Below are 25,782 nucleotides of genomic sequence, written 5' to 3' on the forward strand. Positions count from 1 at the left end.
TGAGCGCGATGGATCCGGCGGACGAGGTACTGGACGTGGTGGACCGCGAGGACCGGGTCACCGGGCGGGCCCGGCGGGGCGAGGTGTACGCCCGGGGGCTGCTGCACCGCTGTGTGTTCGTGCGGGTCAGGGACGCCGAGGGGCGGATCTTCGTGCACCGGCGGACCGCGTCGAAGCTGGTGTTCCCGTCCCGCTACGACATGTTCGTGGGCGGGGTGCTGGGCGCGGGCGAGGACTACGCGCGGGCCGCGCTGCGGGAGGCCGAGGAGGAGCTGGGGGTGAGCGGGCTGGCGCGGCCGACGCCGGTGCTGAAGTTCCTGTACGAGGGCGAGGGCGGGGCCTGGTGGTCGTACGTGTACGAGGTCCGGTGCGACCTGCCGGTGCGTCCGCAGGTCTCCGAGGTGGACTGGTACGCCTTCGTGGACGGGGCGGAGGTGGCGCGGCGGGCCGCCGACGGGTCCTGGCCGTGGGTGCCGGACGGGCTGGAGGCGTACCGGCGGCTGGAGGAGCACCACAGGGGGCGGGGGCACGGGCACGGGTAGGGGCACGGACACGGGCACGGGTAGCGGATCCGCCGGGGCGCTCCCCCGATCATCGGACGTCGGACAGTAGATTGGTCGGATGATCGACTTCGTGAGGGACGTGCGCCTCTGGTTCGCGCCGCGGCGGCTCCGGGAGGAGGGGGCGACGCCCGACTACCGGTTCTCCCTCGCCAACGAGCGGACCTTCCTCGCCTGGATCCGCACCGCGCTGGCCCTGGTGGGCGGCGGGTTCGCGGTGGACCAGTTCCTGCCGGACCTGCGCTGGGCGGTGCGCGTCGGGATGGCCTTCGCGCTGCTGGCGGTGGGCGCGGCCTGTGCGCTGCGGGCGGTGAACCACTGGGTGCGCTGCGAGCGGGCGATGCGGCGCGGCGAGGACCTGCCGCTGTCGCCGTTCCCGGTGGTGCTGAGCCTGGGGGTGGGGCTGGTCGCGGTGGCGATGGTGGTGGTCATGCTGATGGGCTGGACGACCGGGCGGTGAGCGGGTCCGGGGCCCCCGCGCCCGTACGGGATCCCGGGTTGCAGCCCGAGCGCACCCGGATGGCGTGGCGGCGTACGACGCTCAGCGCGTCGGCGGCCGCGGTGCTGGGGGTGCGGCAGGTGTTGCACGGGCCGGGGACGCCGGTCGCGATCGTCGCGACCCTGCTGATCGTGCTGGTCTGGCTGGCGTTCCTGCGGGGGGCGCACCGCAGGATGGCGGAGCTGGCGACCGGGCGGCCGCCGGGGCTGGCGCCGCGGGCCGCGCTCGCGGTCACCCTGTGGACCGTGGCCCTGGCGGTCTTCGCGATGGCCCTGATCGTCTGAGGGCCCGCGGCCGGGGGCGCGCGCCCGCCGGTGCGATGATCGGGCTTCTCCGCGGCGCGGTGACACCGGGGTGACGGAACGGGAGATATCACCCGATCCCCACTAGCCTCGGCGCCATGACGACCCTGCACCACGAGCACGCGACGCACGACCACTCCCACGGCCCCGACTGCGGGCACGCCCCGGTCCAACACGGCGACCACGTCGACTACGCGCACGACGGCCACCTGCACCGGGAGCACTCCGGGCACTGGGACGAGTGCGAACCGGCGGGCCACGTGCCGCACACCGGGCACGACCACGCGCACGGCGCGGACTGCGGGCACGAGTCGGTCGCGCACGGCGACCACGTGGACTACGTGCACGACGGCCACCGGCACGCGGAGCACGACGGCCACTATGACGACCACTGACGGCCACTGACGACCGCTGACGACCGCTGAGGCTCCCGTTCCGCGGTGACCCCGCCCTCCCCCGGGTCCGCGCGGGCTGGCAGGATGCTGCCCGCCCGTCAAAGCGACCCGGGGAGAGCGCAGATGACCGCAGAGAAGCCCTACCTCGTCCAGCCCGCGCCCGGCGTCTTCGCCTACATACAGCCGGACGGCGGTTGGTGCCTGAACAACGCCGGCTTCGTGACCGGCGGCGGCCGGAGCCTGCTCGTCGACACCGCGGCGACCGAACGCCGGGCCCTGGCCCTGCGCGACGCCATCACCTCGACCGGGTCGCCGCTGCCGCGCACCGTGGTCAACACCCACCACCACGGCGACCACACCTACGGCAACGCCGTGTTCACCCCCGAGGCGCTCGTCCTCGGCCACGACCGCTGCCGCTCGGAGCAGTTGGACGCGGGGCGCCAGCTCGAACTGATCTGGCCGGGGACCGACTTCGGCGCCCTGCCCATCACCGCGCCCGACCTCACCTACAGCGAGCGCGCCACGGTGCACGTGGGCGACACCGAGGTGGAGGTGATCCACCCGGGCGTCGCGCACACCGTAGGCGACTCGGTGGTGTGGCTGCCGCGGCAGCGGACCGTCTTCACCGGGGACCTGGTCTTCGCCGAGGGCACCCCCTTCCTGGCCATGGGTTCGCTGGCCGGCTCGCTGCGGGCGCTGGAGCTGCTGCGCGCCCTGGACGCGGAGACCGTCGTACCGGGCCACGGGCCGCTGACGGACCCGTCGGCGTACGAGGCCACCGAGCGCTACCTGCGCTACGTCGACCAGCTCGCCCGGGAGGGCAAGGAGCGGGGGGACACCCCGCTGGAGGTCGCGCGGCGGGCCGACCTCGGGGAGTTCGCGCTCTGGCGGGAGAGCGAACGGCTGGTGGCCAACCTGCACCGGGCCTACGCGGAGCTGGACGGGGGCGTCCTCGGGGAGCCGCTGGACATCATGGCGGTGCTGCGGGACATGACGGTGATGAACGGCGGAGTCCCGATCGCCTGCCACGCCTGACGGCGGGTCGGGGGCGACGTAGGCGACGGAGGCGACGGAGGCAGCGCGGGGCCGGCTCCGGCTCCGGCTCCGGGGCGAAGTTTCGGTCCGCACTATGGACGGCATACCGACCGGTCGGCATGATGGCTGCGAGACATGCGAGACACCTGACCACGCACCCGACCGGGCACCTCCCGCCCCTTCCGTACGGAGGTCCGCACCATGACCACACCACCGGCCGCCGACCCCCGGGGCCTCGACCTGGAGCGGCTGCGCGCCCACCTCGACCGCGAGCGCCCCGGCCTGGTGTCCGGGCCGCTGCGCGGCCGGCTGATCGAGGGCGGCCGGTCGAACCTCACCTACGAGCTCACCGACGGCGCCGCGCGCTGGGTGGTCCGGCGCCCGCCGCTCGGGCACGTCCTGGCCACCGCGCACGACATGCGCCGCGAGCACCGGGTGATCGCGGCGCTGCACGGCACGGCGGTACCGGTGCCCGGGGCGCTGCTGCTCTGCGAGGACGAGTCGGTGCTCGGCGCGCCCTTCTACGTCATGGAGTACGTGGAGGGGGTGCCCTACCGCACGGCCGGGCAGCTGGCGGCCCTCGGCCCCGAGCGGACCCGCCGGGCGGTGCTCGGCCTGGTGGACACCCTGGTCGAGCTGCACGCGGTGGATCCGCGGGCCGTGGGCCTGGACGACTTCGGCCGCCCCGAGGGCTTCCTCGACCGGCAGCTGCGGCGCTGGGGCAAGCAGCTGGCGGCCTCCCGGGGGCGCGAGCTGGCCGGTATCGACGAGCTGCACGGCGCGCTCGGCCGGGCCCTGCCCGACTCCCCGGCCCCCACCGTGGTCCACGGGGACTTCCGGCTCGACAACGTGTTGATCGGCGGGCCGGACGACACCATCCGGGCGGTGCTGGACTGGGAGATGTCCACCCTCGGCGATCCGCTGACCGACCTCGGGCTGCTGGTGATGTACAGCTCCGACCTGGGGCTGACCGAGTCGCCGGTGAGCACGACGAGCGGGGCTCCGGGCCATCCGGCGCCGGCCGAGCTGATCGAGCGCTACGCCGCCCGTTCGGGCCGGGACACCGGGGCGATCTCCTGGTACACGGCCTTCGCCTGGTTCAAGCTCGCGGTCATCCTCGAAGGCATCCATTACCGCTTCACCCTCGGCCAGACCGTGGGAGCGGGTTTCGACCGGATCGGCGAGCTGGTCCCGGTCTTCATCGAACACGGTCTGACGACCCTCCAGGAAGGCTGAGGCACGCGCCCATGGACTTCGCATTCGACGCCCGGACCGAGGAACTCCGCGAGCGGTTGCTCGCGTTCATGCACGAGTACGTCTACCCCGCGGAGGCGGTGGCGGCCGAGCAGCGGGCCCGGCTGGCCTCGCCCTGGGACACCCCGGCGGTCTTCGGCGACCTCAAGGCCGAGGCCCGCCGCCAGGGCCTGTGGAACCTCTTCTTCGTGGACGGGCAGGGCGGGCACGCCGCGCCGGGCGAGCGCTACGGCGCCGGGCTGACCAACCTCCAGTACGCGCCGCTCGCCGAGATCACCGGCCGCAGTCCGCACCTGGCCCCGATGGCCACCAACTGCGCGGCCCCGGACACCGGGAACATGGAGCTGCTGGCCCAGTTCGGGGACGACGAGCAGAAGAAGCGGTGGCTGGAGCCGCTGCTGGCCGGGGAGATCCGGTCCGCGTTCGCCATGACCGAGCCCGAGGTGGCCTCCTCGGACGCCACGAACGTCGAGACCCGCATCGAGCGCTCCGCGGACGGCGGGAGCTACGTGGTCACCGGGCGCAAGTGGTACATCTCCGGGGCGATGAACCCGGACTGCAAGGTCTTCATCGTGATGGGCAAGACGGACCCGGACCACGCCGATCCGCGCCGCCAGCAGTCGATGATCCTGGTGCCGCGGGACGCTCCGGGCGTCGAGGTCCGGCGCGCGATGAGCGTGTACGGCTACCAGGACCACGACCACGGCGGTCACGCCGAGGTGGTCTTCGACGGCGTACGGGTCCCGGCCTCCCACCTGATCGGGGACGAGGGCAGCGGCTTCGCCATCGCCCAGGCCCGGCTCGGACCCGGTCGCATCCACCACTGCATGCGGCTGATCGGGATGGCCGAGCGGGCCATCGAGCTGATGTGCCGGCGCGCGCTGGGCCGCACCGCCTTCGGCAAGGAGCTGGCCGAGCAGGGGGTGGTGCAGAACTGGATCGCGGACGCCCGGGTGACCGTGGAGCAGCTGCGGCTGCTGGTGCTGAAGACGGCCTGGCTGATGGACACGGCCGGCAACCGGGGCGCGCACACCGAGATCCAGGCCATCAAGATCGCGACCCCGCGCGCGGTGGTCGGGATCCTGGACCAGGCGGTGCAGTTGCACGGAGCCGGCGGGGTCAGCCAGGACTTCCCGCTCGCGGAGCTGTGGGCGGCGGCGCGGACGCTGCGGCTGGCGGACGGTCCGGACGAGGTGCACCAGCGGTCGCTGGCGCGGCGGGAGCTGAAGCAGTACCGCTGAGCACCGGGTGTCGCGGCGGGCCGTCCCCGCGGCCCACCGCGGGGACGGCCGGCGGGTGGTGAGGGGACGGGCCGCGGGTGGTGAGGGGCCGACCTGCGGCGGTGAGGGGGACTTTCGACTGGTCTGGACCTCCATAAAGGTCCGATATATTCGGTATACCCCCCACCGAAAGTGCTCCTCGTCATGCCTAGCTCCACTCTGGCCCCGGCTCCGGCGGCTCCCGCCGCCGCGCCCGCCGCCGAAGCCTCCGCCGCGCCTTCCGCCCCGTCCGGTCGGGTCGCCAACCCCGGACCGCTCGGTCTGGCCGCCTTCGCACTGACCACCTTCGTGCTCAGCCTCTTCAACTCGGGCCTGATCTCGAACGCGGCGCTCAGCGCCGTCGTGCTCCCGCTGGCGCTGTTCTACGGCGGTCTCGCGCAGTTCGTCGCGGGCATCATGGAGTTCCGCCGCGGCAACACCTTCGGGACCACGGCGTTCGTCTCGTACGGCGCCTTCTGGATGTCCTTCGCGGGCTACGTGAAGTTCGTCGTCCCGACGCTGCCGGCCGACCAGGCGCACGTCGCCACCGGCTGGTTCCTCGTGGCCTGGTTCGTCTTCACCGCCTACATGTCCGTCGCCGCGCTGAAGCTGGACGTCGCGCACCGCGCGCTCTTCATCTCGCTGGCGCTGACCTTCCTCTTCCTCGCGCTGGGCGACCTGACCGAGGTCACCGCGCTCGGCCACACCGGCGGCTTCCTCGGCCTGCTGACCGCGGGCATCGCCTGGTACATCTCCTTCGCCGTGGTGGCCGAGGACACGTGGGGCCGCAAGGTCCTCCCGCTGGGCTGATCCCGGCGGGCCACGCCTACGGGCGGCGGTCACGGCCGATGGTCACGGCCGATGGTTACGGGCGCAGCGAGCGCAGCAGCAGGTCGGCGAGGTGATCGGCGACCTGCTGCGGCGTGAGCGGGCCGTCCTCGCGGTACCAGGTGGACAGGTGGTGGACGGACCCGAAGTGGTAGTCCACGATCAGGTCGGCGGGGGTGACGGCGGCGAAGACCCCGCTCAGCTGGCCCTCCTCGACCAGGGCCCGGAAGCGCTCGTGGTAGCGCCGCCGCTCGGCCCGCACCTGCTTGTACTTCTCCGGGCTGAGCTGGTGCATCGAGCGGAAGAAGATCATCGCGTCGTCGAGGTTCTCGATCGTGGTGACCACCACGTCGGCCGCGGCCGCCCGCAGCCGTTCCTCGACGGGTGCAGCGGAGTCGGCGATCGCGTCGAGCCGCTGCTGCTGCAGGCGCAGCATCCGCGCGTACACCTCGTGCAGCAGGTCGTCCTTGGATCCGAAGTAGTGGTAGAGGGCGCCCTTGGTGACCCCCGCCGCCTCGACGATCTCCTGGACGGAGGTGCGGTCGTAGCCGCGCTCGGCGAAGAGCCGGGTCGCGACGGCCAGCAGCCGCTGCGGGACCGGCGCGTCCGGCGCCGCGGCGGCGTCCTTGGCCCGCGCGGGCTCCCTCGGCGGGCGGGTGGACTCCTGCGGGCGCGTGGACTCCTGCTGCCGCGCCGGCTCCCTGGTCTCCATGGCCTTCGCCTTCCCTTCGCCTTCACCTTCGAACGCGACGCGCCCACCGCTGGTTTTCAGCCGCGCTCGCGCAGTTCCCGTCGCAGGATCTTGCCACTGGTCGTCTTGGGGAGAACAGGCAGTATCTCGACCTGGCGCGGGTACTTGTACGCGGCGATGCGCTCGGCACAGTACGCGGACAGTTCGGCGGGCTCCACGAACATACCGGGGCGAAGGCTGACGTACGCCTTCACACTCTCCCCCCGATAAGGGTCCGGAACGCCCACGACGGCGGCTTCACGGACGGCCGGGTGCGTGTAGAGGAGGTCCTCGACCTCGCGCGGCCAGACCTTGAAACCGGACGCGTTGATCATGTCCTTCTTGCGGTCGACCACATAGAGCCAGCCATCCGCGTCCATGAAGCCGATGTCCCCGGTGCGCAGTTCGCCGCCCGGGAAGGCCTTGGCCGTGTCGGCGGGCAACCGCCAGTAGCCGGGCACCACCTGGGGCCCGCGGACGGCGATCTCCCCGCTCTCGCCGAGCGGCACCTCGGCGCCGCGCTCGTCGAGGATGCGCACGACCGTGTCCGCGCCCGGGACGCCGACGGAGAGGGTGCCGGAGGCCGGGTCGACCGGCGCTTCGAGGTGCGGGGGCACGGAGGCGCAGGGGGCGGTGCATTCGGTGAGCCCGTAGCCGTTGCGGAGGTAGAAGCCGAAGGCGGCGCGCAGCCGCTCGACCAGCGCGGGCGGCAGCGGGGCCCCGCCGGAGGAGATCACCCGGAACGAGGTGAAGTGGTCACGGGTGGCGCCGGGGTGGGCGGCGAGCGCCATGAAGGCGGTGGCCGGGCCGACGGTGTAGGCCGGGCGGTGTTCGAGGAAGGCGTCCAGGACCACGCCGGCGTCGAAGCGGTGGGCCAGGGCGAGGGTGCCCGCGTTGCGGAAGCAGGCGGCGAGTTCGCAGACCAGGCCGGTGATGTGGAAGAGCGGGGCGAGGGCGAAGTAGGTGGCGCCCTCGGGGACCGGGTGGGCGCTCACCTGGCGCTCCGCGTTGTGGGTGATCGCGCCGTGCGGGTTCAGGGCGCCCTTGGGGGTGCCGCTGGTGCCGGAGGTGTAGCTGATCAGCGCGGTGTCGGCGGGGCCGGTCTCCGGGAAGGCGGGGGCGCGGTGGCCGTGGCGGGCCACCGCGAGGAAGTCCTCGGCGATGCCGTCCGGCACCGGCGGGCCCTGGTCCGTGTTCGGGCCCGTGTCCGGGCCCGTGTCCGGGCCCGTGTCCGTATCCGGGTCCGGGTCCAGGACGCGCGTGTCGCCGCGGGTCTGGAAGTCCAGGTCGCGGGCGGTGAGCACGGTGCGCACGTCCGTGCCCTCGACGGTCCCCTCCAGGTACGCCGCCCAGGCGCGGCGCTCGCACACCAGCGCGGCGGCCCCGGAGTCGCGCAGGACGTGCGCCACCTCGGCGGACTTGTACATGGGGTTGAGCGGGACCACGACGGCCCCGGCCTTCCAGGCGGCGAGGACGGCGAGCACGAAGTGGGGGGTGTTCTGGAGCATGACCGCGACCCGGTCCCCCGCCCGCACCCCGCGCCCGGCGAGGTACCCGGCGACGGAGTCGGAGAGCGCGTCCGCCCCGGCGTAGTCGATCCGCCCGTCGAAGTAGGCGAGCGCGGTCCGGCCAGGGGCCCGGGCCACGGCGTCGCGGAAGGCGTGCAGCACGGTCGGCGGCGGGCTCACGGGGGCCCGCTGGGCGGCGGTGAGCCGGCCGAGCCAGGGGCGCGCGGCGTAGGGCGAGCCGGGGGGCTCCGGGTGGGGTGCCCGGTGCGCGGGCGGTTCCTCGTCGGGCCCGGGGGCCTGGTGCGCGGGCCGGGTCACCGGGTCTCCCACTTCTGTTGGAGGTGGTTCATCCCGCTGAGCCAGCGGTCGGGGTCGGCGGCGCGGGCCGCGGCGTATCCGGCGACCTCGGGGTGCGGGAGGATCAGGAACCGGCCCTGCGCCATGCCGTCGAAGAGGGCGTCCACGACCGCCGCGGGCTCGATGGCGGTCGGCGCGAGCACCAGCTCGCCGGCGGAACCCGCGGCCGTCAGCATGTCGGTGCGCACTCCCTGCGGGCAGATGGCGTGGACCCGGATCCCGCGGTGGCGGTAGGTCAGCGACAGCCATTCGGCGAAGGCGAGTGCACCGTGCTTGGTGACACTGTACGGCGCGGCTCCGATCATGGTCAGGAGCCCGGCGGCCGAGACGGTGGAGACGAACCGGCCGCTGCCCCGCTCCAGCCAGTGCGGCAGCAGCGCGCGGGCCGCCCGGACGTGGGCCATCACGTTCGTCTGCCAGGCGGCGTCCCAGACGGCCTCGTCGGCGAAGGCGTCACCGCCCGAGGCGAGTCCGGCGTTGGCGCAGTAGACGTCCACCGTGCCGCCCAGCGCCTCGCGGGCCTCGGCCACGACGGCCGAGGCGTCGCCGGGCAGCGCGATCGCCGACGGGCCGATCTCCCCCGCCACGCTCTCGGCCTTCGCGGGGTCGAGGTCGTTGACCACGACGGTCGCGCCCTCGGCGGCGAACCGGTGCGCGAGGGCGGCGCCGATCCCGCCGCCCGCGCCGGTGACGACGACGCGCGCGCCCTGGTGTCCGCGCCGGTCGTCGAGCGTGCCGCCGTGCGGGCCCGGGTCGGGTTCGTGCTGCTCCTGCCGGCCGTGCTGCTCCGTGCCCACTGGGTCCGCCCCTCGTCGCCTGCCGTCGCCCGCGCCGGATCGCGCCGGTCGACGGCAGACTAACCAGTCGGTATGCCGGGGTGGAAGGGTGCCGACGCCTAGCGTGGGCCGATGGATCTGTCGCGACGGGGACTGCTGGGAGTGGCGGGGGCACTGGGGGCCGCGGGCGCGGTGGGCGCCGCCGCGCCGGGGCCGGGGCGGGGCCGGACGCCGGGGCGGGTGGTGACCGGGCTGGAGCGGCTGGTCGCCGGCGGGTACGCGGAGCTCGCCGGGCAGCGGGTCGGGGTGGTGACCAACCCCACCGGGATCACCGCCGACGCGCGTCACCTGGTCGACGTACTGCACGCGGACGAACGGGTGCGCCTGGTGGCGGTGTTCGGGCCGGAGCACGGCTTCCGCGGGACCGCGCAGGCGGGCGGGTCGGAGGGGACCTCCCGCGACCCGGCGACGGGACTGCCCGTGTACGACGTCTACGACAAGAGCGGGCAGGCGCTCGCGGACGTCTTCACGGCGGCCGGCGTGGACACCATCGTCTTCGACGTCCAGGACGTGGGCGCGCGCTTCTACACCTACATCTGGACGCTGTACGACTGCATGCGGGCGGCCGCGCTGGCGGACAAGGCCCTGGTGGTCCTGGACCGGCCCAATCCGGTGGGCGGGGCCCGGGCCCGCGGTCCGGTGCTGGAGCGGGCGTACGCCAGCGGCGTGGGCCGGGAGCCGATCGCGCTCGCGCACGGGATGACGGCGGCCGAGCTGGCGCTGCTGTTCAACGGGGAGTTCCTGGCGGCGCGCCCGGTGCGGCTGCGCACGGTCGCGCTGTCCGGATGGCGGCGCGGGGACCGGTTCGGGGCGACGGGGTTGCCGTGGGTGCCGCCGAGCCCGAACGTGCCGACCCCGGAAACGGCGCTCGCGTACGCCGGGACCTGCCTCTTCGAGGGGACGAACCTGTCCGAGGGGCGGGGCACCACCACCCCCTTCCAGGTGCTGGGCGCGGAGGGCGTCGACCGGCGCTGGGCGCGGGAGGCGGATGCGCTGGGGCTGCCGGGCGTGTGGTTCCGGGAGGCGTACTTCACCCCGTCCTTCTCCAAGCACGCCGGGCGGGTGTGCGGCGGGGTGCGGCTGCTGGTGCACGACCCGGAGGTCTTCGACCCGGTGCGGACCGGGATCGGGCTGCTGGTGAGCGCGCGGAGCAGTTGGAGCGGCTTCGCGTGGCGCGCGGACCACTGGATCGACCGGCTGACCGGATCGGACCGGGTCCGGCTGATGGTGGACGCCGGGGCGGGGGTAGCGGAGATCGTGGCGGACTGGGAGGCGGGGCTGGCGCGGTTCGCCGCGGTCCGGGAGAAGTACCTGCTCTATCCCTGAGGCGCGTGCCGGGGGGACGTGCCCATGGGACCTGCCGGGGGGACCTGCCGGTGCGGTCGGTGCGGTCGTGGGGCTGGTCGGTCGGGGGTGCCCGCAGGATGCTGTCGGCACCGGCCGCGCCGCGGCCCGGCGGTGCGACGCGGAGGGGGACGTCATGGCGGGTGCGGGAGTGCCGGGCGCGGCTGCTGGGGCTGTTGGGGCCGCCGGTGTGGGCGTACGGCCGTACGCGGAGCTGGTCTTCGACGCGGACGGGGACGTGGATCCGGCGTCCCGGGACGCGGTGGCCCGGCTGGACGCGACGGACCTGTTCGTCTTCGCGCACGGCTGGAACAGCGACCGGACCACCTCCACCCAGCTCTACGACCACTTCTTCGCGCCGTTCCCCGGTCTGCTGGGGCCGGGGGTGCGGCCCGGGTACGTGGGGGTGTTCTGGCCGTCGATGGTCTTCGCCGACGATCCGCCGCCGGACTTCGGACACCTGGGCGCGGTCGCGGACACCGGGTACGCGGTGCGGTTGGATCCGCGGACGCGGTCTGCGCTCGGGGAGTTCTGGCCGGGCCGGGAGGCCGAGTTGGACCGCTTGGCGCAGCTCCTCGAAGAGCAGCCGGAGTCGGCCGCCTCCCTCATCGAATTCGGCGCACTGATACGGGAGTTGAGCGGTACGAATGCACCTGCGGGCCCGGGAGCGACCGCGCCCGCCCGGGTGCCGCTGATGTTCACCGAGGACGTGCTGGAGGTGTGCCGGGCCTTCACGGAGGCACTGGCGGAGACCGGGGCGCTGGACGGCGCACCGCCGGTGGCGGGGGCGCAGGGCCTCTCGGCGGGATCCGCCGCGCACTCCCTCTGGAACGGCGCCAAGGAGCTGCTGCGGCAGGCCACCTACTACCGGATGAAGCACCGCGCCGGGGTCGTCGGCGAGCACGGACTCGGCCCGGTGCTGGCGGGGTTGGCGCCGGCTCCGGGCGGCGGGACGGGCCGGCGGGTCCACCTGATCGGGCACAGCTTCGGGGCGCGGGTGGTCTCGTTCGCGCTGCGCGCCGTGCCGGCGGCCGGACCGCGTTCCGTACGCTCGGTGACCCTGCTCCAAGGGGCCTTCTCCCACTACGCGTTCGCCGCCCGACTGCCGTTCGGCCCGGGCGCCGGCGACCTGCACGGTCTCCAGACGAGGGTGGACGGACCGGTGGTCGCCTGCCATTCGGGCTTCGACACCGCCCTGAAGGTGTTCTACCCGCTGGCCTCCCGGATGGCCGGGGACGCGACCGGTTTCGCGGGTTTCGACGCCCGGTGGGGTGCGGTCGGGCACGACGGCATCCAGGAGGTGCCGGGCTCGGCACGGCTGACCTTGGACGCGGCACTGCGCGGCGGGCTCCCGACCGGCGGGTGCGTGAGCGTGGACGCGGCGTCCGTGGTGCGGCGCGGAGGGGCGCCTTCCGGGGCGCACAGCGACGTCTGCCACGAGGAACTGGCCCGCCTGGTCACACTGGCGGGGCGCGTGGGGCGCTGACTTCCGGCCATGTGCCACCCGCACGCCTCGACCGCCCCCGCATGCGCCCGCGCCCGGGCGGGCATGTTGGGCACATCAAGGACATGGGACGTCACTCGATGCCGTGTGCGGGCACGAGCGCGACGGAGGTGCAGGTGTGATGGCGGGTTTCCGTAGTCTGGCGTACCAGGTGCGCGACGCGGGCAACGACCGGGCCCTGCGGCGCCATTCACTGCGCCGCTGTCTGGAGCGTTTCGCCCCGTACGGGCACCGGGCGACCTGGTGGCACCTGTGCGACCGGCACGGGATAGGCCCCGACGACCGGGGCGCGGACCCGCTCAGGCTGGTCGCCGCGCTGGAGGAGTTGGAGGACGCGCGGGCGGTGTGGCTGGAGTACGAGCGCCACTTCGCCGAGCGTCGGCGCCGGGAGAAGCACGACGGGCTGCGGCGTCCGGACTGGGCGTGGAGCGGCGAGGCGGCGGTCGTGCGGTGCGCCGACCCGGACGTCCGCCCGGAGGGCGCGCTGGGCGAGGTGCTGCGACGGCTGGTGAAGGCGCTGGAGTCGGAGCCGGGCACGGCGTGCCCGGTGTGCGGGGACCAGGAGCTGCGCTGGAACGCCCCGGCCGGGCCCGGCCACTGGGTGGGGCCGGTGTGCGCGGGCTGCGGGATCGTGGTGCCCAGACCGGCGCTCGCGGACTCGGCGTGACGGGCGCGGGTGCGTGGGCGGATACGGGGGCCGGTAGGAGTACGGGCGCGGGTACGGGGGCCGGCGCGGGTACCGGTAGGGGTACGGGCGCGGGTACGGGTCGGTGACGGGAGCCGGGGGCGTGCGGGCCGGCCGGGTCCGGCTGCAGGTGTCGCTGAACGGGGCGCGGACCGCGGTCGACGGGGCCGCGGTGCCGATGTCCCCGCGGGCGCTGGTGGAGTCGGCGCTGCGGTCGGTGGCCGCCGGGGCCGCGGAGGTGCTGGTGAGCCCGCGGACCCCGTGCGGGCGCGAGAGCCTGTCGCCGCGGGTGGTCGGGCCGCTGCTCCGGGCGCTGCGGGAGGGCGGGGTCGCGGTGCCGCTGGTGGTGTGCGCGAGCGTGGGCACGGAAACCGACCCCGGGGCGCGGGTGGCCCGGGTGCGGTCCTGGGAGGTGCTGCCCGACCGGGCCGAGGTGCACTTCGCGGAGCCGGGGGCGGAGGCGCTGGCGGCCGCGCTGGCGGAGCGGGGGGTGGCCGTGGACGCGGTGGTGCCGGGGGGCGCCGGGGGCGGTCCGCAGGGGGCGCTGTGGGTGGCCGGGGTGGCTGGAGTGGCGCGGCTGGTGGTGGAGGTGGGGGCCGGGGATGCGGGGGACGGGGTGGGCGTGAGTGCCGCGGGCGGGGTGCGCGAGGTGCTGGTGTACGGCCGTGATGCCGCCGCCTGGGGAGCCTTGCTCCGCGGTGCGGGGGCCGGGCCGCACCGATGGGTTCGGACCGGGCTGGGCGACGTACTCCTCCTGCCGGACGGTCGCCCGGCCCGCTCCAACGAAGAACTGGTGGCGGTGGCGCTGGCCCTGCTCGCCGGCGGGGCGTCCCGCTACTGGGGTGTGACGTAGAGGCGGGAGCCGGTGATGCGGTCACCGAAGACGTCGTCCGGGTTGGACAGCACGCAGGTCTCCAGCGAGAGGCAGCCGCAGCCGATGCAGTCGCTCAAGTGGTCGCGCAGTCGCCCGAGTTGCTTGATCCGCTGATCGAGCTCGGCGCGCCAGTTCTCGGACAGCCGGGCCCAGTCCTCGTGGGTGGGGGTGCGCTCCTCCGGGAGCTGGGCCAGCGCCTCGCGGATGGTGAGCAGCGGGATGCCGACGCGTTGGGCGGCGCGCACGAAGGCGACCCGGCGCAGCGCGTCACGGGTGTAGCGGCGCTGGTTCCCCGCGGTGCGGCGGCTGCTGATCAGGCCCTTGGTCTCGTAGAAATGGAGCGCGGAGACCGCCGCGCCGCTGCGCGCGGACAGCTGGCCGACGGTGAGTTCGTGGACTTTTTCGGGAATCTGCGGCACCGGGCCGAGCGTAGTCGGTGGGTGTGGGAGTCGGGGCCGGAGGTCGGCGGGCGGCGGGGCTCGGGGCGGCGGGCGGCGGCGCTCGCGGGTGTCCGTTGACAGACGCAGGTGGTCCCAGCATGCTGAGCAAGCGCTTATTCGTTGATCGAGTCGTTGAGTTCGTTCGCCGTCGTCGTCGAGGGGCAGGAACACGCACATGGCCGAGCCGAGGATCTTCACGTCCGCCGAGGAACTGCGCGGGGGGATCGGCGAGCCGCTCGGGCCCAGCGAGTGGCTGGAGATCGACCAGAAGCGGGTCGACCTCTTCGCGGACGCCACCGGCGACCACCAGTGGATCCACGTGGACCCCGAGCGCGCGGCGTCCGGCCCCTTCGGGACGACCATCGCCCACGGGTACCTGACGCTGTCGCTGATGCCGAGCCTGGTGCCGCAGACGATGCGGGTCGAGGGCATGAAGATGGGCATCAACTACGGGGTGGACAAGGTCCGTTTCCCCGCCCCCGTGCCCGTCGGCTCGCGCCTGCGGTCCACCGCCGTGATCACCGAGGTCACGGAGGCGGGCGGCGGGGTGCAGGTCGCGGCGACGGTCACGATCGAGCGCGAGGGCGGCGACAAGCCGGTGTGCGTGGCGCAGACGGTGTCCCGCTACTACTTCTGAGCCACGGCGTCGGGGCGGCCCGCGCGCACTACGGGCGCGCGCCGACCATGCGGAGCACGAGGCCGGCGTAGAGGGCGCCGACCTCGTCGGGCGTGCGCTGACCGGCCGTGCTGAACCAGCGGGCCACGTCGATGCACAGCGACAGCACGGCGAGGGTGGTGCCCGGCACGTCCGGCACGTCGAACTCCCCCGCGCGGACGCCGTCCGCGAGGATCCGGCGGACGGCGGCGTCGCTGCGACGGCGCAGCGCCACGATGTCGGAGCGGTGCTCCGGAGCGAGGGCGTCCAGCTCGTACTGGACCACCCGCGCGGTGGTGTGGTGCGCGGCGTGCCAGAGCACGAAGGACCGGACAGCGGCGTCGAGCCGCTGGGCGGCGGTGCCGGGCCCGTCCGCGGCGGTCTCCAGGATCTCCAGGGCCTTGTCGTGGCCGATCCGGCTGATCCGGTGGAGCAGCTCTTCCTTGGTCTTGTAGTGGATGTAGAGCGCGGCCGGGCTCATCCCGGCCCGCCCCGCGATGTCGCGCGTGGTCGTGGCGTGGTAACCGCGTTCGGCGAAGGCCTCGACGGCGGCGAGCAGCAGCCGGCGCGCGGCGTCGGGGGTGACCTCCGACCACGGCTGGTAGCCGCCGGTCGTCGCCTCGTCCGCGATGTCCATCGCCCGCTCACCCTCTTCGCCGTGCTCGTCCCCGTGTGGAAGTGAACACCTTACCGGAGGGTGAGCAAGCGCTTAGCGGTCCTGCGCGGGCTTGGGCGCCGACCGCGGCGTGAAGGGGTCGTACTCCGTCATGATCTTCTCCATCCGGGCCTGGTCGACCCGGGTGACGATCTGGGTCACCTCCTGGCGGTCACGGACCACCTTGGCGAGCGTGAAGGCGGAGGTGACGAGGTAGAGCACCGCGATGCCGAGGAAGGCCCGCACCCACGCGTTCGCGTCCAGGTTGTAGATCCCCAGGGCGACGGCCCCCATGGCGACGCCGAAGGAGGCGACGGCCTGGCCGTAATAGGCCCCCGTGTTCTGCTGCTTGACCGGTGTCTCGTTCATGGGTCCAGCATCGCGAGCGGGCGCGGCCGGGGTAATCCGCGCACGTACTCAGGTGCGTTCGCCCCGGTACTCAGGCGCGCGCACGCGTGCCGGCGGCGGCGCGGCGCCCACGGAGCCACCGGGGGCCGGGCCCGCGCGGGTGGGTCAGGCCCCGACAGGCGGGTCAGAAGGCCGAAACTCCGGTCAGGGCGCGGCCGATGAGCAGCTTCTGGATCTGACTGGTGCCTTCGTAGAGGGTCATGACGCGGGCGTCGCGCAGCAGCTTCCCCGCCGGGTACTCGTCGATGTAGCCGTAACCACCGTGCACCTGGAGGGCGTTGCTCGCCGCGCGCACCGCGGCCTCGGAGGCGAAGAGCTTGGCGGTCGAGGACTCGGTCGCGAAGGGCAGTCCGCGGTCGATGAGGTCGGCGACCCGCCAGGTGAGCAGCCGGGCCGCGTCCACGTCCACGCCGATGTCGGCGATCAGCTCCTGGACGAGCTGGTGGCCGGCGATCGACTTGCCGAACTGCTCGCGCTGGGCGGCGTACGCGAGGGCCGCGTCCAGCGCCGCCTGGGCGATGCCGACGCAGCCCGCGGCGACCGACATCCGCCCCTTGGCCAGCGCGGACATCGCGACCGAGAACCCCTTGCCCTCGGGGCCGAGCATCGCGGCGCCCGGAACGCGCACGTCGGCGAAGACGAGTTCGGCGGTGGCCTGGCCGCGCAGGCCGAGCTTGCCGTGGATCTCGCGGCGGGTCAGGCCGGGGCAGTCGGTGGGGACCAGGAAGGCGGAGACCCCGCGATGGCCGGGCTCGTCGTTGGTGCGGGCGAAGAGGAGGACGACGTCCGCCCAGGTGCCGTTGGTGATGAAGGTCTTGGCGCCGTTGACGGTGTACGTGTCGGTGGCGGGGTCGTGCGCGGCGCGGGTGGTGAGGTTACCGGCGTCCGAACCGGTGCCGGGCTCCGTGAGGCCGAAGCAGCCGAGGGCGTCGCCGGAGCACAGCCGCGGCAGCCAGGCCCGCTTCTGCTCCTCGTTCCCCCAGGCCGCGACGGTCTTGGCGACCAGGCCGAGGGAGACGGAGACGATGCCGCGCACGGCGGAGTCGGCGCGGCCGAGCTCCTCGGTGACCAGGACGTAGGCGAGGTGGTCGCCACCGGAGCCGCCGTACTCCTCGGGGACGGTCAGGCCGAGGAAGCCGACGGCGCCGAGCTTCTTGACGATGGCCCGGTCCACGCTCTCGGCGCGGTCCCAGTCGGCGGCGTACGGCGCGATCTCGCGGTCCGCGAAGTCGCGGGCGAGGCGACGGACCGCGGTCTGCTCCTCGCTGAGTTCCAGGTTCATGGCCACCCCATCGGACTCGCTGCCGGACGCACTGACGGACACGCTGACGGACCCTTAAACTATCACCGGTAGTTTAAGCGGGACAGGCCTACTATGTGGCGCATGGCCAGACCGCGCAAGCCCCTCCTCAGCAGAGAACGCATCGTCACGGCGGCGGGTGCGCTCGTGGACGCGGAGGGGCTGGAGGCGGTCTCGACCCGGCGGCTGGCGGCGGCCCTGGGGGTCAGCGGGCCCTCCCTCTACAACCACTTCCGCACCAAGGACCAGATCCTGGAGGCGGTCGCGGACGCGGTGAGCGCCCGCGTCGACCTGTCGATGTTCGAGGAGGGGGATCCGCGCGACTGGCGCACGGCCCTGGCCGACTGGGCGCACTCCTACCGGGACGCGCTGGCCGACCATCCCCACATCGTGCCGGTACTGGCCCGGGGGCCGGGCCGCCGGCCGGCCGGGCTACGGGTGGCCGACGCGGTGTTCGGTGCGATGACGGCGGCGGGGTGGCCGCCCGCGCAGGCGACGCGGATCGGCGCGCTGATGCGGTACTTCATCCTGGGGTCGGCGGTGGCCTCGTTCGCCCGGGGCTTCGTGGACGACGAGGCGGCGTACGACCCCGCGGACTACCCGCACCTGGGCCAGGCCCACCTGCTGGCCGAGCGCCAGCGCGAGGTCGACCAGGCCGCCTTCGAAACGGGCCTGACGGCCCTACTGGACGGCCTGACCCTCCAACACGAGGCCTTGCGGGGCACGTAGCGGGGCGGGTGGTGCGGGACGCGGCGGGCGTTCGACGCAGCCACATCCAGCCCCGCCGGCGCTTGAGGCGGACACCGGCCGGAGGACGAAGGCCGAGCCCTGCCACATCCAGCCCCGCCGGCGCTTGAGGCGCACACCGGCCGGAGGACAAAGACCGAGCCCAGCCACATCCAGCCCCGCCGGCGCTTGAGGCGCACACCGGCCGGAGGACAAAGACCGAGCCCAGCCACATCCAGCCCCGCCGGCGCTTGAGGCGCACACCGGCCGGAGGACAATGACCGAGCCCAGCCACATCCAGCCCCGCCGGCGCTTGAGGCGCACACCGGCCCGGGGCGGGGGCTGCGCCCGGGCCGTGGGAACGCGGGGCACGGCGATGGTCCCGGCGCGCGGAAACGTACGCGCGCCGGGGTCGCTCCGGCCGGGCCGGGTCCGGCGGGAACGGCCTAGAACACGACCAGGGAGCGACCCCCCTTGCCCGCGAGCATCGCGTCAAAGGCAGCCGGAATCCCGTCGAGACCGATCCGGTCGGTCACCAGCGCACCGAGGTCGAGCCGCCCGGCCCGGACGTGCGCGGCCAGCACCGGCAGGTCCCGGGCCGGGTCGCTGTTGCCGTAGACGCAGCCGGTGAGGGTGCGGGCGAAGTGGAAGATCTCCAGGGCGTGGAAGCTGACCTGCTGTTCCTTGCCCCCGATCCCGACGACCGTCGCACGGCCGCCGCGGCGGGTAGACTCCCAGGCGCCGCGGATGGTCTCGGCCCGGCCGACGCACTCGACGGCGACGTCCACGCCCCGGCCACCGGTGAGCGCCCGGATCTCCTTGGCGGTGGTGTCGGAGGCCAGCACGAACTCGGTGGCACCGGCCGCACGGGCCAGTTCCTCCTTGGCCGGAGAGACGTCCACGGCCACGACCGGACCGGCCATCGCGATCCGTGCCGCCTGGAGCGCGGCCAGGCCGACCCCGCCGACGCCGAAGACCGCGACGGACTCGCCGGGGCGCACCTGGGCGCTGTGGTGGACGGCGCCGTAACCGGTCAGGACGGCGCAGCCGAGCAGCGCTGCCTCCGCGAGCGGGACCCCGGCCGGTGCGGGCAGCACGCAGTTCGCCGCGACGACGGTCTCCTCGGCGAAGGCGGCCACATTGAGCCCCGGGTGCAGCTCGGCGCCCTGGGCGTCGTGGGCGTAGACCGCGCCGACGCCCGCGAGGGCGTTGACGCAGAGCCACACCTCGCCGATGGAGCAGTGGTGGCACTGCCCGCAGGACGGGGCCCAGTTGAGGACCACCCCGTCCCCGGGGGCGACGTGGGTGACGCCCTCGCCGACGGCGAGCACGGTGCCGGAGCCCTCGTGGCCGAGGACGGCGGGTACGGGCACCCTCATGGTGCCGTCGGTGAGGGAGAGGTCCGAGTGGCAGACCCCGGCGGCGGTGAGCTTGACCCGGACCTGCCCGGGTCCGGGATCGGGGAGCACGATGTCCCGGATCTCCAGGGGCGCTCCGATGGCGGGCAGGATGGCGGCGCGGACCATGGTCGTCGTCTCCGTGTTTCCGGGGCTCAGAACTGCAGGGACTTGGTCTGGAGGTACTCGGCCAGGCCGTGCGGGCCCAGCTCGCGACCCACGCCGGACTGCTTGTAGCCGCCGAAGGGAGCGAGCGGATTGAAGCGGCCTCCGTTGATGTCCACCTGGCCGGTGTCCATGCGGCGCGCGAAGGCGACGGCGGTCGCCTCGTCCGCCGCCCACACCGCGCCGCCCAGACCGTAGACGGTGCCGTTGGCGATGCCCAGGGCCTCGTCCTCGTCGTCGTAGGCGAGGATCGACAGAACGGGGCCGAAGATCTCTTCCTGGGCGATGGTCATGTCGGGGGTGACGTCCGCGAAGACGGTGGGCGCGACGAAGTAGCCCCGCTCCGCGGGAGCGTCGGAGCCGCCGGCGACCAGGCGGGCGCCTTCCTCGACGCCCTTGGCGATGTAGCCGCGGACGCGGTCGTGCTGCTTGGCGTTGACGACCGGGCCGAGGCGGGTGGCCGGGTCGCACGGGTCGCCGGTGGGGTACTTGGCGACCGCGGCGGCGGCGAGGCTGACGGCTTCCTCGTAGTCGTCGCGGTGGACGAGCATCCGGGTCAGCGCATTGCAGCTCTGGCCCGTGTTGTTCATGACGTGTCCGACGCCGGCCGCGACCGCCTTGGCGAGGTCGGCCCCGGGCAGGATGACATTGGCCGATTTGCCGCCCAGTTCGAGGGCGACGCGCTTCACGGCGGCGCCCGCGGTGGCGCCGATCTGCTTGCCGACGGCGGTCGAGCCGGTGAAGGAGACGAGGTCCACCCCGGGGTGGGCGGCCAGCGCCTGTCCGGCGACGGGTCCGGTGCCGGTCACCAGGTTGAACACGCCGGCGGGGATGCCCGCCTCGTGCACGGCTTCGGCGAAGAGCTGTGCGGTCAGCGGGGTGTCCTCGGCGGGCTTGAGGACGACGGTGCAGCCTGCGGCGAGAGCGGGTGCCACCTTGGCAACGACCTGGTGCAGGGGATAGTTCCAGGGGGTGATGGCCCCGACGACACCGATCGGTTCGAGGAGAACGGTGGAGTTGCCCAGCCGCTCCTCGAAGGCGTACGTCGCGCCCAGCTCGGCGAAGGAGTCGGCCACGGCGATGGGCGCCCCGACGTGGACCATCTCGGAGAAACCGAGCGGGGAGCCGAGTTCCGCGGTGATGGTCTGCGCGATCTCGCTCTTGCGGGCGACCAGGACGTCCCGCAGGGCGGCTATCCGCGCGGCCCGTTCGGCGGGCGGGGTGGCCGCCCAGCCGGGGAGGGCGGCGCGGGCGGCCCGGACACCCGCGTCCACGTCCTCCTCGGTCCCGGCCGGAACGCTGCCGATGACCTGCTCGTCGGCCGGGTTGACGACGTCGATCCGGTCCCGTCCGACGGCGGGCCGCCATTCCCCGCCGATGTACATCCCGTCGTGGGCCTTCATCGCATTCCTCCCGAGCGCGAGCATGAACCGCATGGACCGCATGGACCTCGCGGCCAGCCTACAAACTAGCGTCGGTAGTTTTGTGGGCGCCAGGGTCAGATGATGCCGAAAAGCATCCCCGCCCCCAGGACCACGAGCGAGGTCAGGGCGGCCCACTTCACCGTGAAGCGGGTGTGGTCGCCGAATTCGACCTTGGCCATGCCGACGAGGACGTAGACCGCCGGGACGAGCGGGCTGGACATGTGCAGGGCCTGGCCCACCAGCGAGGCCCGGGCGATCTCGAGCGGGGAGACACCGTGCGCGGCGCCGGCCTCGGCGAGGACGGGCAGGACACCGAAGTAGAAGCCGTCGTTGGACATGAAGTAGGTGAGGGGCAGGCTCAGCAGCCCCGTGACCAGCGCCATGTGCGGACCCATGCCGTCGGGGATGGCACTGACCAGCCAGCCCGCCATGTCCTTGACCATGCCGGTCCCGGAGAGGACACCGGTGAAGACTGCGGCGGCGAAGACCATGCCCGCGACGTTGAGGACGTTGTCGGCGTGCGCGGCGATCCGGGCCTTCTGGTCCGCCATGTTGGGGTAGTTGACGGTGAGCGCGAGGGCGGCACCGAGGAGGAAGAGCACCGGGATGGGGAGCAGTTCCATGATCATGGCGGTGAGCAGCCCGACGGTGAGGGCGGCGTTGAACCAGTAGAGCCGCGGCCGCAGCGTGGCCCGGTGAGGATCCAGCCCCTGGAACCCGTCCTCCTCCGCGACGGGGACGGTGGACGCCGCACCACCCGCACCACCCGCACCGCCCGCACCGCCCGCACTGCCCGCACCGCTGGCGCTGGCGGCGCCGGACGCAGTGGTGCCGGACGTAGTGGCACCGGACCCGGTGGCGCCCGTACCGGCCACGACCAGGAGCTCGGCCCCGGCCGAGGCTTCGACGTCGGCCACGGCTTCCACGCTGCCGGCGGCCTTCTCGTCGTCCACCGCCCCCGGCAGGGCGAGCGCGCCCACGCGGCGGCGCTCGCGCAGCCCGAGCACGTAGGCCAGGACGAAGACGCATACCAGACCAGCGGCCAGGGCCGGGATCATCGGCACGAAGATGTCGCCCGCGTCCAACTTGAGCGCGGTCGCGGCGCGGGCGGTCGGGCCGCCCCACGGCAGCGTGTTCATGACGCCGTTGGCCGTGGCGGCGACCCCGGTCATGACCACGAGGCTGAGACCGAGTCGCTTGTAGAGCGGGTACATCGCCGACACCGTGATCATGAAGGTGGTCGACCCGTCCCCGTCGAGCGAGACGATGGCGGCCAACACCGCCGTGCCGACCACCACGCGCATCGGATCGGCCTTGCAGAAGCACAGGATGCCGCGGACGATCGGGTCGAAGAGGCCCACGTCGATCATCACGCCGAAGTAGACGATGGCGAACATGAGCATGGCTGCGGTCGGCGCGAGCTTTCCGACGCCGTCGATGACGTAGTCGCCCAAGTGCGCGCCCTTGCCGGCGAACACGCAGAAGAGCGCGGGGATGAGGACGAGCGCCGCGATCGGCGACATTTTCTTCATCATGATCAGGACCAGGAAGGTCGCGATCATGGCGAAGCCGAGGAAGGTCAGCATGCTGGGAAGGTAGGTGTCCGCCGGTAACCCCAACAAGACGTCGACGCGTGAGCAATACGAGCAAAACCCCAGCTCAGGGCAGGGGCGTCAGCTCCACGGGGAAACCGTTGAGCACGGCGGTACCCGACAGCGGGTCGAGCCGGGAGCCGTCCAGGAGCTGATTGACGTTGACTCCGGGCACCACCGCGGCCGCACCCAGGCGCGTGCCGGGACGGTCGTGGCCCCAGCCGTGCGGAAGGCTGACCACGCCGGCGCGGATCGCGTCGGTGACCTCGACCGGAACCTCCAGGCTGCCGCCGTCGGCGGTGATCCTGGCCCGGCCGCCGTCGGCGAGCCCCAGGCGTCCGGCGTCCTGCGGATGGACGTGGAGGGTGCAGCGGTTGGAACCGCCGGTCAGCGACGGGACGTTGTGCAGCCAACTGTTGTTGGACCGCAGGTGGCGGCGACCCACGAGCACGAGGGCGTCGGGCCGTTCGGCAAGGGCTCCCCGCAGCCGGGGCAGCTCGGCGGCGATCGGGCCCGGCAGGAGTTCGATCCGGCCGCTGCGGGTCTTGAGCAGGCCCGGCAGGCGGGGGGCGAGCGGGCCGAGGTCCACGCCGTGCGGCGCTGTGCGGAGGTCGTCGAGGACGAGGTCGTAAGGCCCCAGGCGCAACATCATGTCGAGCCGTCGTTCGGGTCCGTTGCGCCCCGCCAACAGGTGGGCCTGCTCCCTCGGTTCGGTGCCGGAGAGCGGTGACCGCGGGTCGGCGGCGGCCCGCGCCAAGGTGTCGGCGATGACGGCTGCGTCCACGCTCCCGGGATCGATCCCGTGCCGCCCGGTGACGGCGAGGATCAGCCGGGCGTGGATCTCGCACTCGTCCATCCGCCCCTCCTCCAGCGGGACGGCGGGGGGCGAGTAGCGGGCCTGGTTGTGTACGGCGAAGCCGTTGAAGGCGAAGTCGAAGTGGGCGCTCTGCGCGGGCGGCGGCGGGGGCAGGACGACATGGGCGTGACGCGAGGTCTCGTTGAGGTACGGGTCCACCGAGACCATGAAGTCGAGCCCGGACAGCGCCCGGTCGAGCCGGTCCCCGTCGGGAGCGGACAGCACCGGGTTGGCGGCGACGGAGATCACCACCCGGACCTGCCCCTCCCCCGGGGTCTCGATCTCCTCGGCGAGGGCGGCCATGGGCAGTTCGCCCTTGGCCTCGGGATGGCCGGAGACCCGACTCGCCCAGCGGCCGAGCGCGAACCCCCGGCCGGGCGCGGCGGGTCGGGGCGCCGCGGCGGTCGCGGAGAGCGGGAACAGCGCGCCGCCGGGACGGTCAAGATTGCCCGTGAGGATGTTCAGTACGTCTACCAACCAGCTGGCCAGGGTTCCGTGGGCGACCGTGCAGCTGCCGATGCGCGCGTAGACGGCGGCGGTCGGTGCCGCGGCCAGCTCACGGGCGAGGAGCCGGATGTCGTCCGGGGCCAGGTCGCAGGCGGGTGCGACCTCTTCCGGGGTGAACGCGCGGAGGGCATCGGAGAGTTCCCCGATCCCTTCGAGGTGTTCCGCGAGCACTCCGGGGTCGGTGAGCTTCTCGACGAGCAGCGTGTGCGCGAGGGCCGCGAGCAGCAGGGCGTCGCTCCCGGGGCGCGGGGCGAGGTGGCGGTCCGCCAGGCGCGCGGTGCGGGTGCGGCGCGGGTCGACGACGACGAGGGTGCCGCCGCGGGCGCGCAGGGCCTTGAGCCGCCCGGGGAAGTCGGGGGCGGTGCAGAGGGAACCGTTGGACTCGACCGGGTTGGCACCGATGAGCAGCAGGAAATCCGTCCGGTCGAGGTCCGGCACCGGGATCGCGAAGGGGTCGCCGAAGAGCAGGCCGCTGGACACGTGCTTGGGCATCTGGTCGAGGGTGCTGGCGGTGAAGAGGTTCCGGGTGGCGAGCGCCTTCAGGAGCACCGGCGGATAGAGGGCGCCGGCCATGGTGTGCGTGTTGGGGTTGCCCAGGACCACGCCGGTGCACTGGGGGCCGTAGCGCCCGATGAGTGCGGGAACCGCGGCGGCGATGGCGTCGAAGGCCTCGTCCCACGTGGCTTCCTGGAGCTTGCCGTCGCGTCGGACGAGCGGGGTGCGCAGCCGGTCGGGGTCGGCGTCGAGGGCGCCGAAGGCAGCGCCCTTGGGGCAGATGAACCCGCGACTGAAGATGTCCTCCCGGTCGCCGCGGGCGCTGGTGACCGCGGTTCCCTCGATGGTCAGGGTGAGGCCGCAGGTGGCCTCGCACAGGGGGCAGATGCGCAGGGCGGTACGGGGCATGGGCCCTCCTGAGGACAGCGGGCTGCGGCGACACGCGGGCGGCCTGAGCATACCGACCGGTACGGACGCTGGGGAGTCCCCTGCCTCAGCGAATCGGCGGCGTCCGCCTGCGCGCGGGAGGCCGGCCGGGCGCGGAAGGGATCCGTCAGTCCAGGACCCTGGCGAGGTAGGCGTGCATCATCGCGCGGATCTCGTCGATGATGTCGGGATCTCCGGACGGGGCGGCCCGGAAGGCGAGCTGCACGAGGGCGTCGGTGGCCTCGACGGCGATCAGCACCACCCGCCGCAAGGTCGCGTCGGGGGTACGGCCCAGGTGGAGGCAGAGCAGTTCGGTGAGGCGGGCGGCGACCAGGTCGTTGGGGTCTGCGGGGTCGGCGGCCTCGGTCGAGGGCGGCGGGGGCACGCCGAAGTCGACCAGGGCGAAGCCCGGAACGGTGCGCTTCATCGCGAGGTACTCGTCGAGGACCGCGTCGACGGCGGGGCGCCAGTGCACGGCCGGGAGTTCGGCGAGCCGCGCGGTGATGCCTTCGGCGTAGCGGTCCAGGTTGCGTTCGGCGAGGGCGTAGGCCATGGCCCGCTTGTTGCCGAAGAAGCGGTAGACCGAGCCGATCGGCACGCCAGCGCGGACGGCGACGGCCCGGGTGCTCAGGTTCTCGTAACCGGTCTCGTCGAGGAGTTCGGCGCAGGCGTCGAGGATCCGGGCGAGCCGGTCGGCGCTGCGCTGCTGGATCGGGGCGCGGCGCAGGGGGTGGGCTGGAGGCACGGGGTCCATCATGCCGGTCCT

At 73.6% G+C, this 25,782-nt stretch carries 26 protein-coding genes; 14 read left to right on the top strand and 12 right to left on the bottom strand.

The window, feature by feature from the left end; all coding sequences use genetic code 11:
• Window positions 1–8: 8 nt before the first annotated feature.
• The 8 genes from ACIQWR_RS34325 to ACIQWR_RS34360 all read left to right on the top strand — a co-directional run bounded on the left by ACIQWR_RS34325 (window position 9) and on the right by ACIQWR_RS34360 (window position 6,114).
• Entirely contained in the window at window positions 9–542 is a 534-nt protein-coding gene (locus tag ACIQWR_RS34325) for an NUDIX domain-containing protein (RefSeq protein WP_404018088.1), read from the top strand.
• 79 nt (window positions 543–621) lie between these two features.
• Window positions 622–1,020: a YidH family protein gene (locus tag ACIQWR_RS34330; protein ID WP_399266779.1), complete on the top strand. Its 399-nt coding sequence runs from the start codon at window positions 622–624 to the stop codon at window positions 1,018–1,020.
• Window positions 1,017–1,343 (top strand): DUF202 domain-containing protein, encoded by a 327-nt coding sequence (locus tag ACIQWR_RS34335; RefSeq protein WP_404017841.1) that lies wholly within the window; start codon window positions 1,017–1,019, stop codon window positions 1,341–1,343. Before ACIQWR_RS34330 ends, ACIQWR_RS34335 begins: the two co-directional genes overlap by 4 nt.
• A 116-nt stretch (window positions 1,344–1,459) precedes the next feature.
• Window positions 1,460–1,756: a hypothetical protein gene (locus tag ACIQWR_RS34340; RefSeq protein WP_404017844.1), complete on the top strand. Its 297-nt coding sequence runs from the start codon at window positions 1,460–1,462 to the stop codon at window positions 1,754–1,756.
• Window positions 1,757–1,879: 123 nt separating this feature from the next.
• Window positions 1,880–2,791: an MBL fold metallo-hydrolase gene (locus ACIQWR_RS34345; RefSeq protein ID WP_404017847.1), complete on the top strand. Its 912-nt coding sequence runs from the start codon at window positions 1,880–1,882 to the stop codon at window positions 2,789–2,791.
• A gap of 201 nt (window positions 2,792–2,992) precedes the next feature.
• Window positions 2,993–4,027 (top strand): phosphotransferase family protein, encoded by a 1,035-nt coding sequence (locus ACIQWR_RS34350; protein WP_404017850.1) that lies wholly within the window; start codon window positions 2,993–2,995, stop codon window positions 4,025–4,027.
• Between the two features lie 11 nt (window positions 4,028–4,038).
• Window positions 4,039–5,286, top strand: coding sequence for an acyl-CoA dehydrogenase family protein (locus ACIQWR_RS34355; protein WP_404017853.1), 1,248 nt, complete (start codon window positions 4,039–4,041; stop codon window positions 5,284–5,286).
• A 183-nt stretch (window positions 5,287–5,469) separates the two neighbouring features.
• The gene (locus tag ACIQWR_RS34360) at window positions 5,470–6,114 is read left to right on the top strand and encodes an acetate uptake transporter (RefSeq protein WP_404017856.1); all 645 of its coding nucleotides are present in this window, start codon (window positions 5,470–5,472) and stop codon (window positions 6,112–6,114) included.
• Between the two features lie 55 nt (window positions 6,115–6,169).
• On the opposite strand, the gene ACIQWR_RS34365 is transcribed toward ACIQWR_RS34360, so the two are convergent.
• Genes ACIQWR_RS34365 through ACIQWR_RS34375 form a run of 3 tightly spaced genes read right to left on the bottom strand, consistent with a single transcriptional unit; the run spans window position 6,170 to window position 9,524 of the window.
• Window positions 6,170–6,844, bottom strand: a complete 675-nt coding sequence (locus ACIQWR_RS34365; protein WP_399266772.1) for a TetR/AcrR family transcriptional regulator — start codon at window positions 6,842–6,844, stop codon at window positions 6,170–6,172.
• Window positions 6,845–6,900: 56 nt separating this feature from the next.
• A complete protein-coding gene (locus tag ACIQWR_RS34370; protein WP_404017859.1) occupies window positions 6,901–8,688 on the bottom strand; it encodes a class I adenylate-forming enzyme family protein in 1,788 nt (595 codons plus the stop codon).
• A complete protein-coding gene (locus ACIQWR_RS34375) occupies window positions 8,685–9,524 on the bottom strand; it encodes an SDR family oxidoreductase (RefSeq protein ID WP_404017862.1) in 840 nt (279 codons plus the stop codon). Before ACIQWR_RS34375 ends, ACIQWR_RS34370 begins: the two co-directional genes overlap by 4 nt.
• A gap of 111 nt (window positions 9,525–9,635) precedes the next feature.
• Between ACIQWR_RS34375 and ACIQWR_RS34380 the strand changes: the two genes are divergently transcribed.
• The 4 genes from ACIQWR_RS34380 to ACIQWR_RS34395 all read left to right on the top strand — a co-directional run bounded on the left by ACIQWR_RS34380 (window position 9,636) and on the right by ACIQWR_RS34395 (window position 13,949).
• Window positions 9,636–10,889 carry an exo-beta-N-acetylmuramidase NamZ domain-containing protein gene (locus ACIQWR_RS34380; protein WP_404017865.1) on the top strand — a complete coding sequence of 418 codons (1,254 nt, stop codon included), beginning with the start codon at window positions 9,636–9,638 and terminating at the stop codon, window positions 10,887–10,889.
• A 154-nt stretch (window positions 10,890–11,043) separates the two neighbouring features.
• A complete protein-coding gene (locus tag ACIQWR_RS34385; RefSeq protein ID WP_404017868.1) occupies window positions 11,044–12,393 on the top strand; it encodes a serine-threonine protein kinase in 1,350 nt (449 codons plus the stop codon).
• A 139-nt stretch (window positions 12,394–12,532) separates the two neighbouring features.
• Window positions 12,533–13,078 (top strand): hypothetical protein, encoded by a 546-nt coding sequence (locus ACIQWR_RS34390; protein ID WP_404017871.1) that lies wholly within the window; start codon window positions 12,533–12,535, stop codon window positions 13,076–13,078.
• Between the two features lie 103 nt (window positions 13,079–13,181).
• Window positions 13,182–13,949 carry a 3-keto-5-aminohexanoate cleavage protein gene (locus ACIQWR_RS34395; protein ID WP_404017874.1) on the top strand — a complete coding sequence of 256 codons (768 nt, stop codon included), beginning with the start codon at window positions 13,182–13,184 and terminating at the stop codon, window positions 13,947–13,949.
• On the opposite strand, the gene soxR is transcribed toward ACIQWR_RS34395, so the two are convergent.
• Window positions 13,931–14,389, bottom strand: a complete 459-nt coding sequence (gene soxR / locus ACIQWR_RS34400) for a redox-sensitive transcriptional activator SoxR (RefSeq protein ID WP_385782756.1) — start codon at window positions 14,387–14,389, stop codon at window positions 13,931–13,933. The genes ACIQWR_RS34395 and soxR overlap by 19 nt on opposite strands.
• A gap of 196 nt (window positions 14,390–14,585) precedes the next feature.
• Here soxR and ACIQWR_RS34405 point away from each other — a divergent pair, with 196 nt between their 5' ends.
• Window positions 14,586–15,047 carry a MaoC family dehydratase gene (locus ACIQWR_RS34405; RefSeq protein WP_404017878.1) on the top strand — a complete coding sequence of 154 codons (462 nt, stop codon included), beginning with the start codon at window positions 14,586–14,588 and terminating at the stop codon, window positions 15,045–15,047.
• A 28-nt stretch (window positions 15,048–15,075) separates the two neighbouring features.
• On the opposite strand, the gene ACIQWR_RS34410 is transcribed toward ACIQWR_RS34405, so the two are convergent.
• From ACIQWR_RS34410 to ACIQWR_RS34420, 3 genes are all read right to left on the bottom strand, one after another.
• A complete protein-coding gene (locus ACIQWR_RS34410) occupies window positions 15,076–15,702 on the bottom strand; it encodes a TetR/AcrR family transcriptional regulator (protein ID WP_404017881.1) in 627 nt (208 codons plus the stop codon).
• 72 nt (window positions 15,703–15,774) lie between these two features.
• Window positions 15,775–16,089 carry a YiaA/YiaB family inner membrane protein gene (locus ACIQWR_RS34415; RefSeq protein WP_404017884.1) on the bottom strand — a complete coding sequence of 105 codons (315 nt, stop codon included), beginning with the start codon at window positions 16,087–16,089 and terminating at the stop codon, window positions 15,775–15,777.
• A gap of 163 nt (window positions 16,090–16,252) precedes the next feature.
• Window positions 16,253–17,410 (bottom strand): acyl-CoA dehydrogenase family protein, encoded by a 1,158-nt coding sequence (locus ACIQWR_RS34420; protein WP_404017887.1) that lies wholly within the window; start codon window positions 17,408–17,410, stop codon window positions 16,253–16,255.
• 102 nt (window positions 17,411–17,512) lie between these two features.
• Between ACIQWR_RS34420 and ACIQWR_RS34425 the strand changes: the two genes are divergently transcribed.
• Complete coding sequence (locus ACIQWR_RS34425) at window positions 17,513–18,157, top strand: TetR/AcrR family transcriptional regulator (RefSeq protein WP_399266762.1); 645 nt, start codon at window positions 17,513–17,515, stop codon at window positions 18,155–18,157.
• Window positions 18,158–18,600: 443 nt separating this feature from the next.
• On the opposite strand, the gene ACIQWR_RS34430 is transcribed toward ACIQWR_RS34425, so the two are convergent.
• The 5 genes from ACIQWR_RS34430 to ACIQWR_RS34450 form a co-directional block, all read right to left on the bottom strand.
• Window positions 18,601–19,680, bottom strand: coding sequence for a Zn-dependent alcohol dehydrogenase (locus ACIQWR_RS34430; protein WP_404017890.1), 1,080 nt, complete (start codon window positions 19,678–19,680; stop codon window positions 18,601–18,603).
• 26 nt (window positions 19,681–19,706) lie between these two features.
• Window positions 19,707–21,119 carry an aldehyde dehydrogenase family protein gene (locus ACIQWR_RS34435; protein WP_404018091.1) on the bottom strand — a complete coding sequence of 471 codons (1,413 nt, stop codon included), beginning with the start codon at window positions 21,117–21,119 and terminating at the stop codon, window positions 19,707–19,709.
• A gap of 95 nt (window positions 21,120–21,214) precedes the next feature.
• The gene (locus ACIQWR_RS34440; protein WP_404017893.1) at window positions 21,215–22,726 is read right to left on the bottom strand and encodes a CitMHS family transporter; all 1,512 of its coding nucleotides are present in this window, start codon (window positions 22,724–22,726) and stop codon (window positions 21,215–21,217) included.
• 73 nt (window positions 22,727–22,799) lie between these two features.
• Complete coding sequence (locus ACIQWR_RS34445; RefSeq protein ID WP_404017896.1) at window positions 22,800–24,998, bottom strand: molybdopterin oxidoreductase family protein; 2,199 nt, start codon at window positions 24,996–24,998, stop codon at window positions 22,800–22,802.
• Between the two features lie 145 nt (window positions 24,999–25,143).
• On the bottom strand, window positions 25,144–25,770 hold the full coding sequence (locus ACIQWR_RS34450; protein WP_404018094.1) for a TetR family transcriptional regulator: 627 nt from the start codon (window positions 25,768–25,770) through the stop codon (window positions 25,144–25,146).
• Window positions 25,771–25,782 lie beyond the last annotated feature (12 nt).

It is taken from the genome of Streptomyces sp. NPDC098789, from assembly GCF_044759975.1.
Lineage (GTDB): Bacteria > Actinomycetota > Actinomycetes > Streptomycetales > Streptomycetaceae > Streptomyces.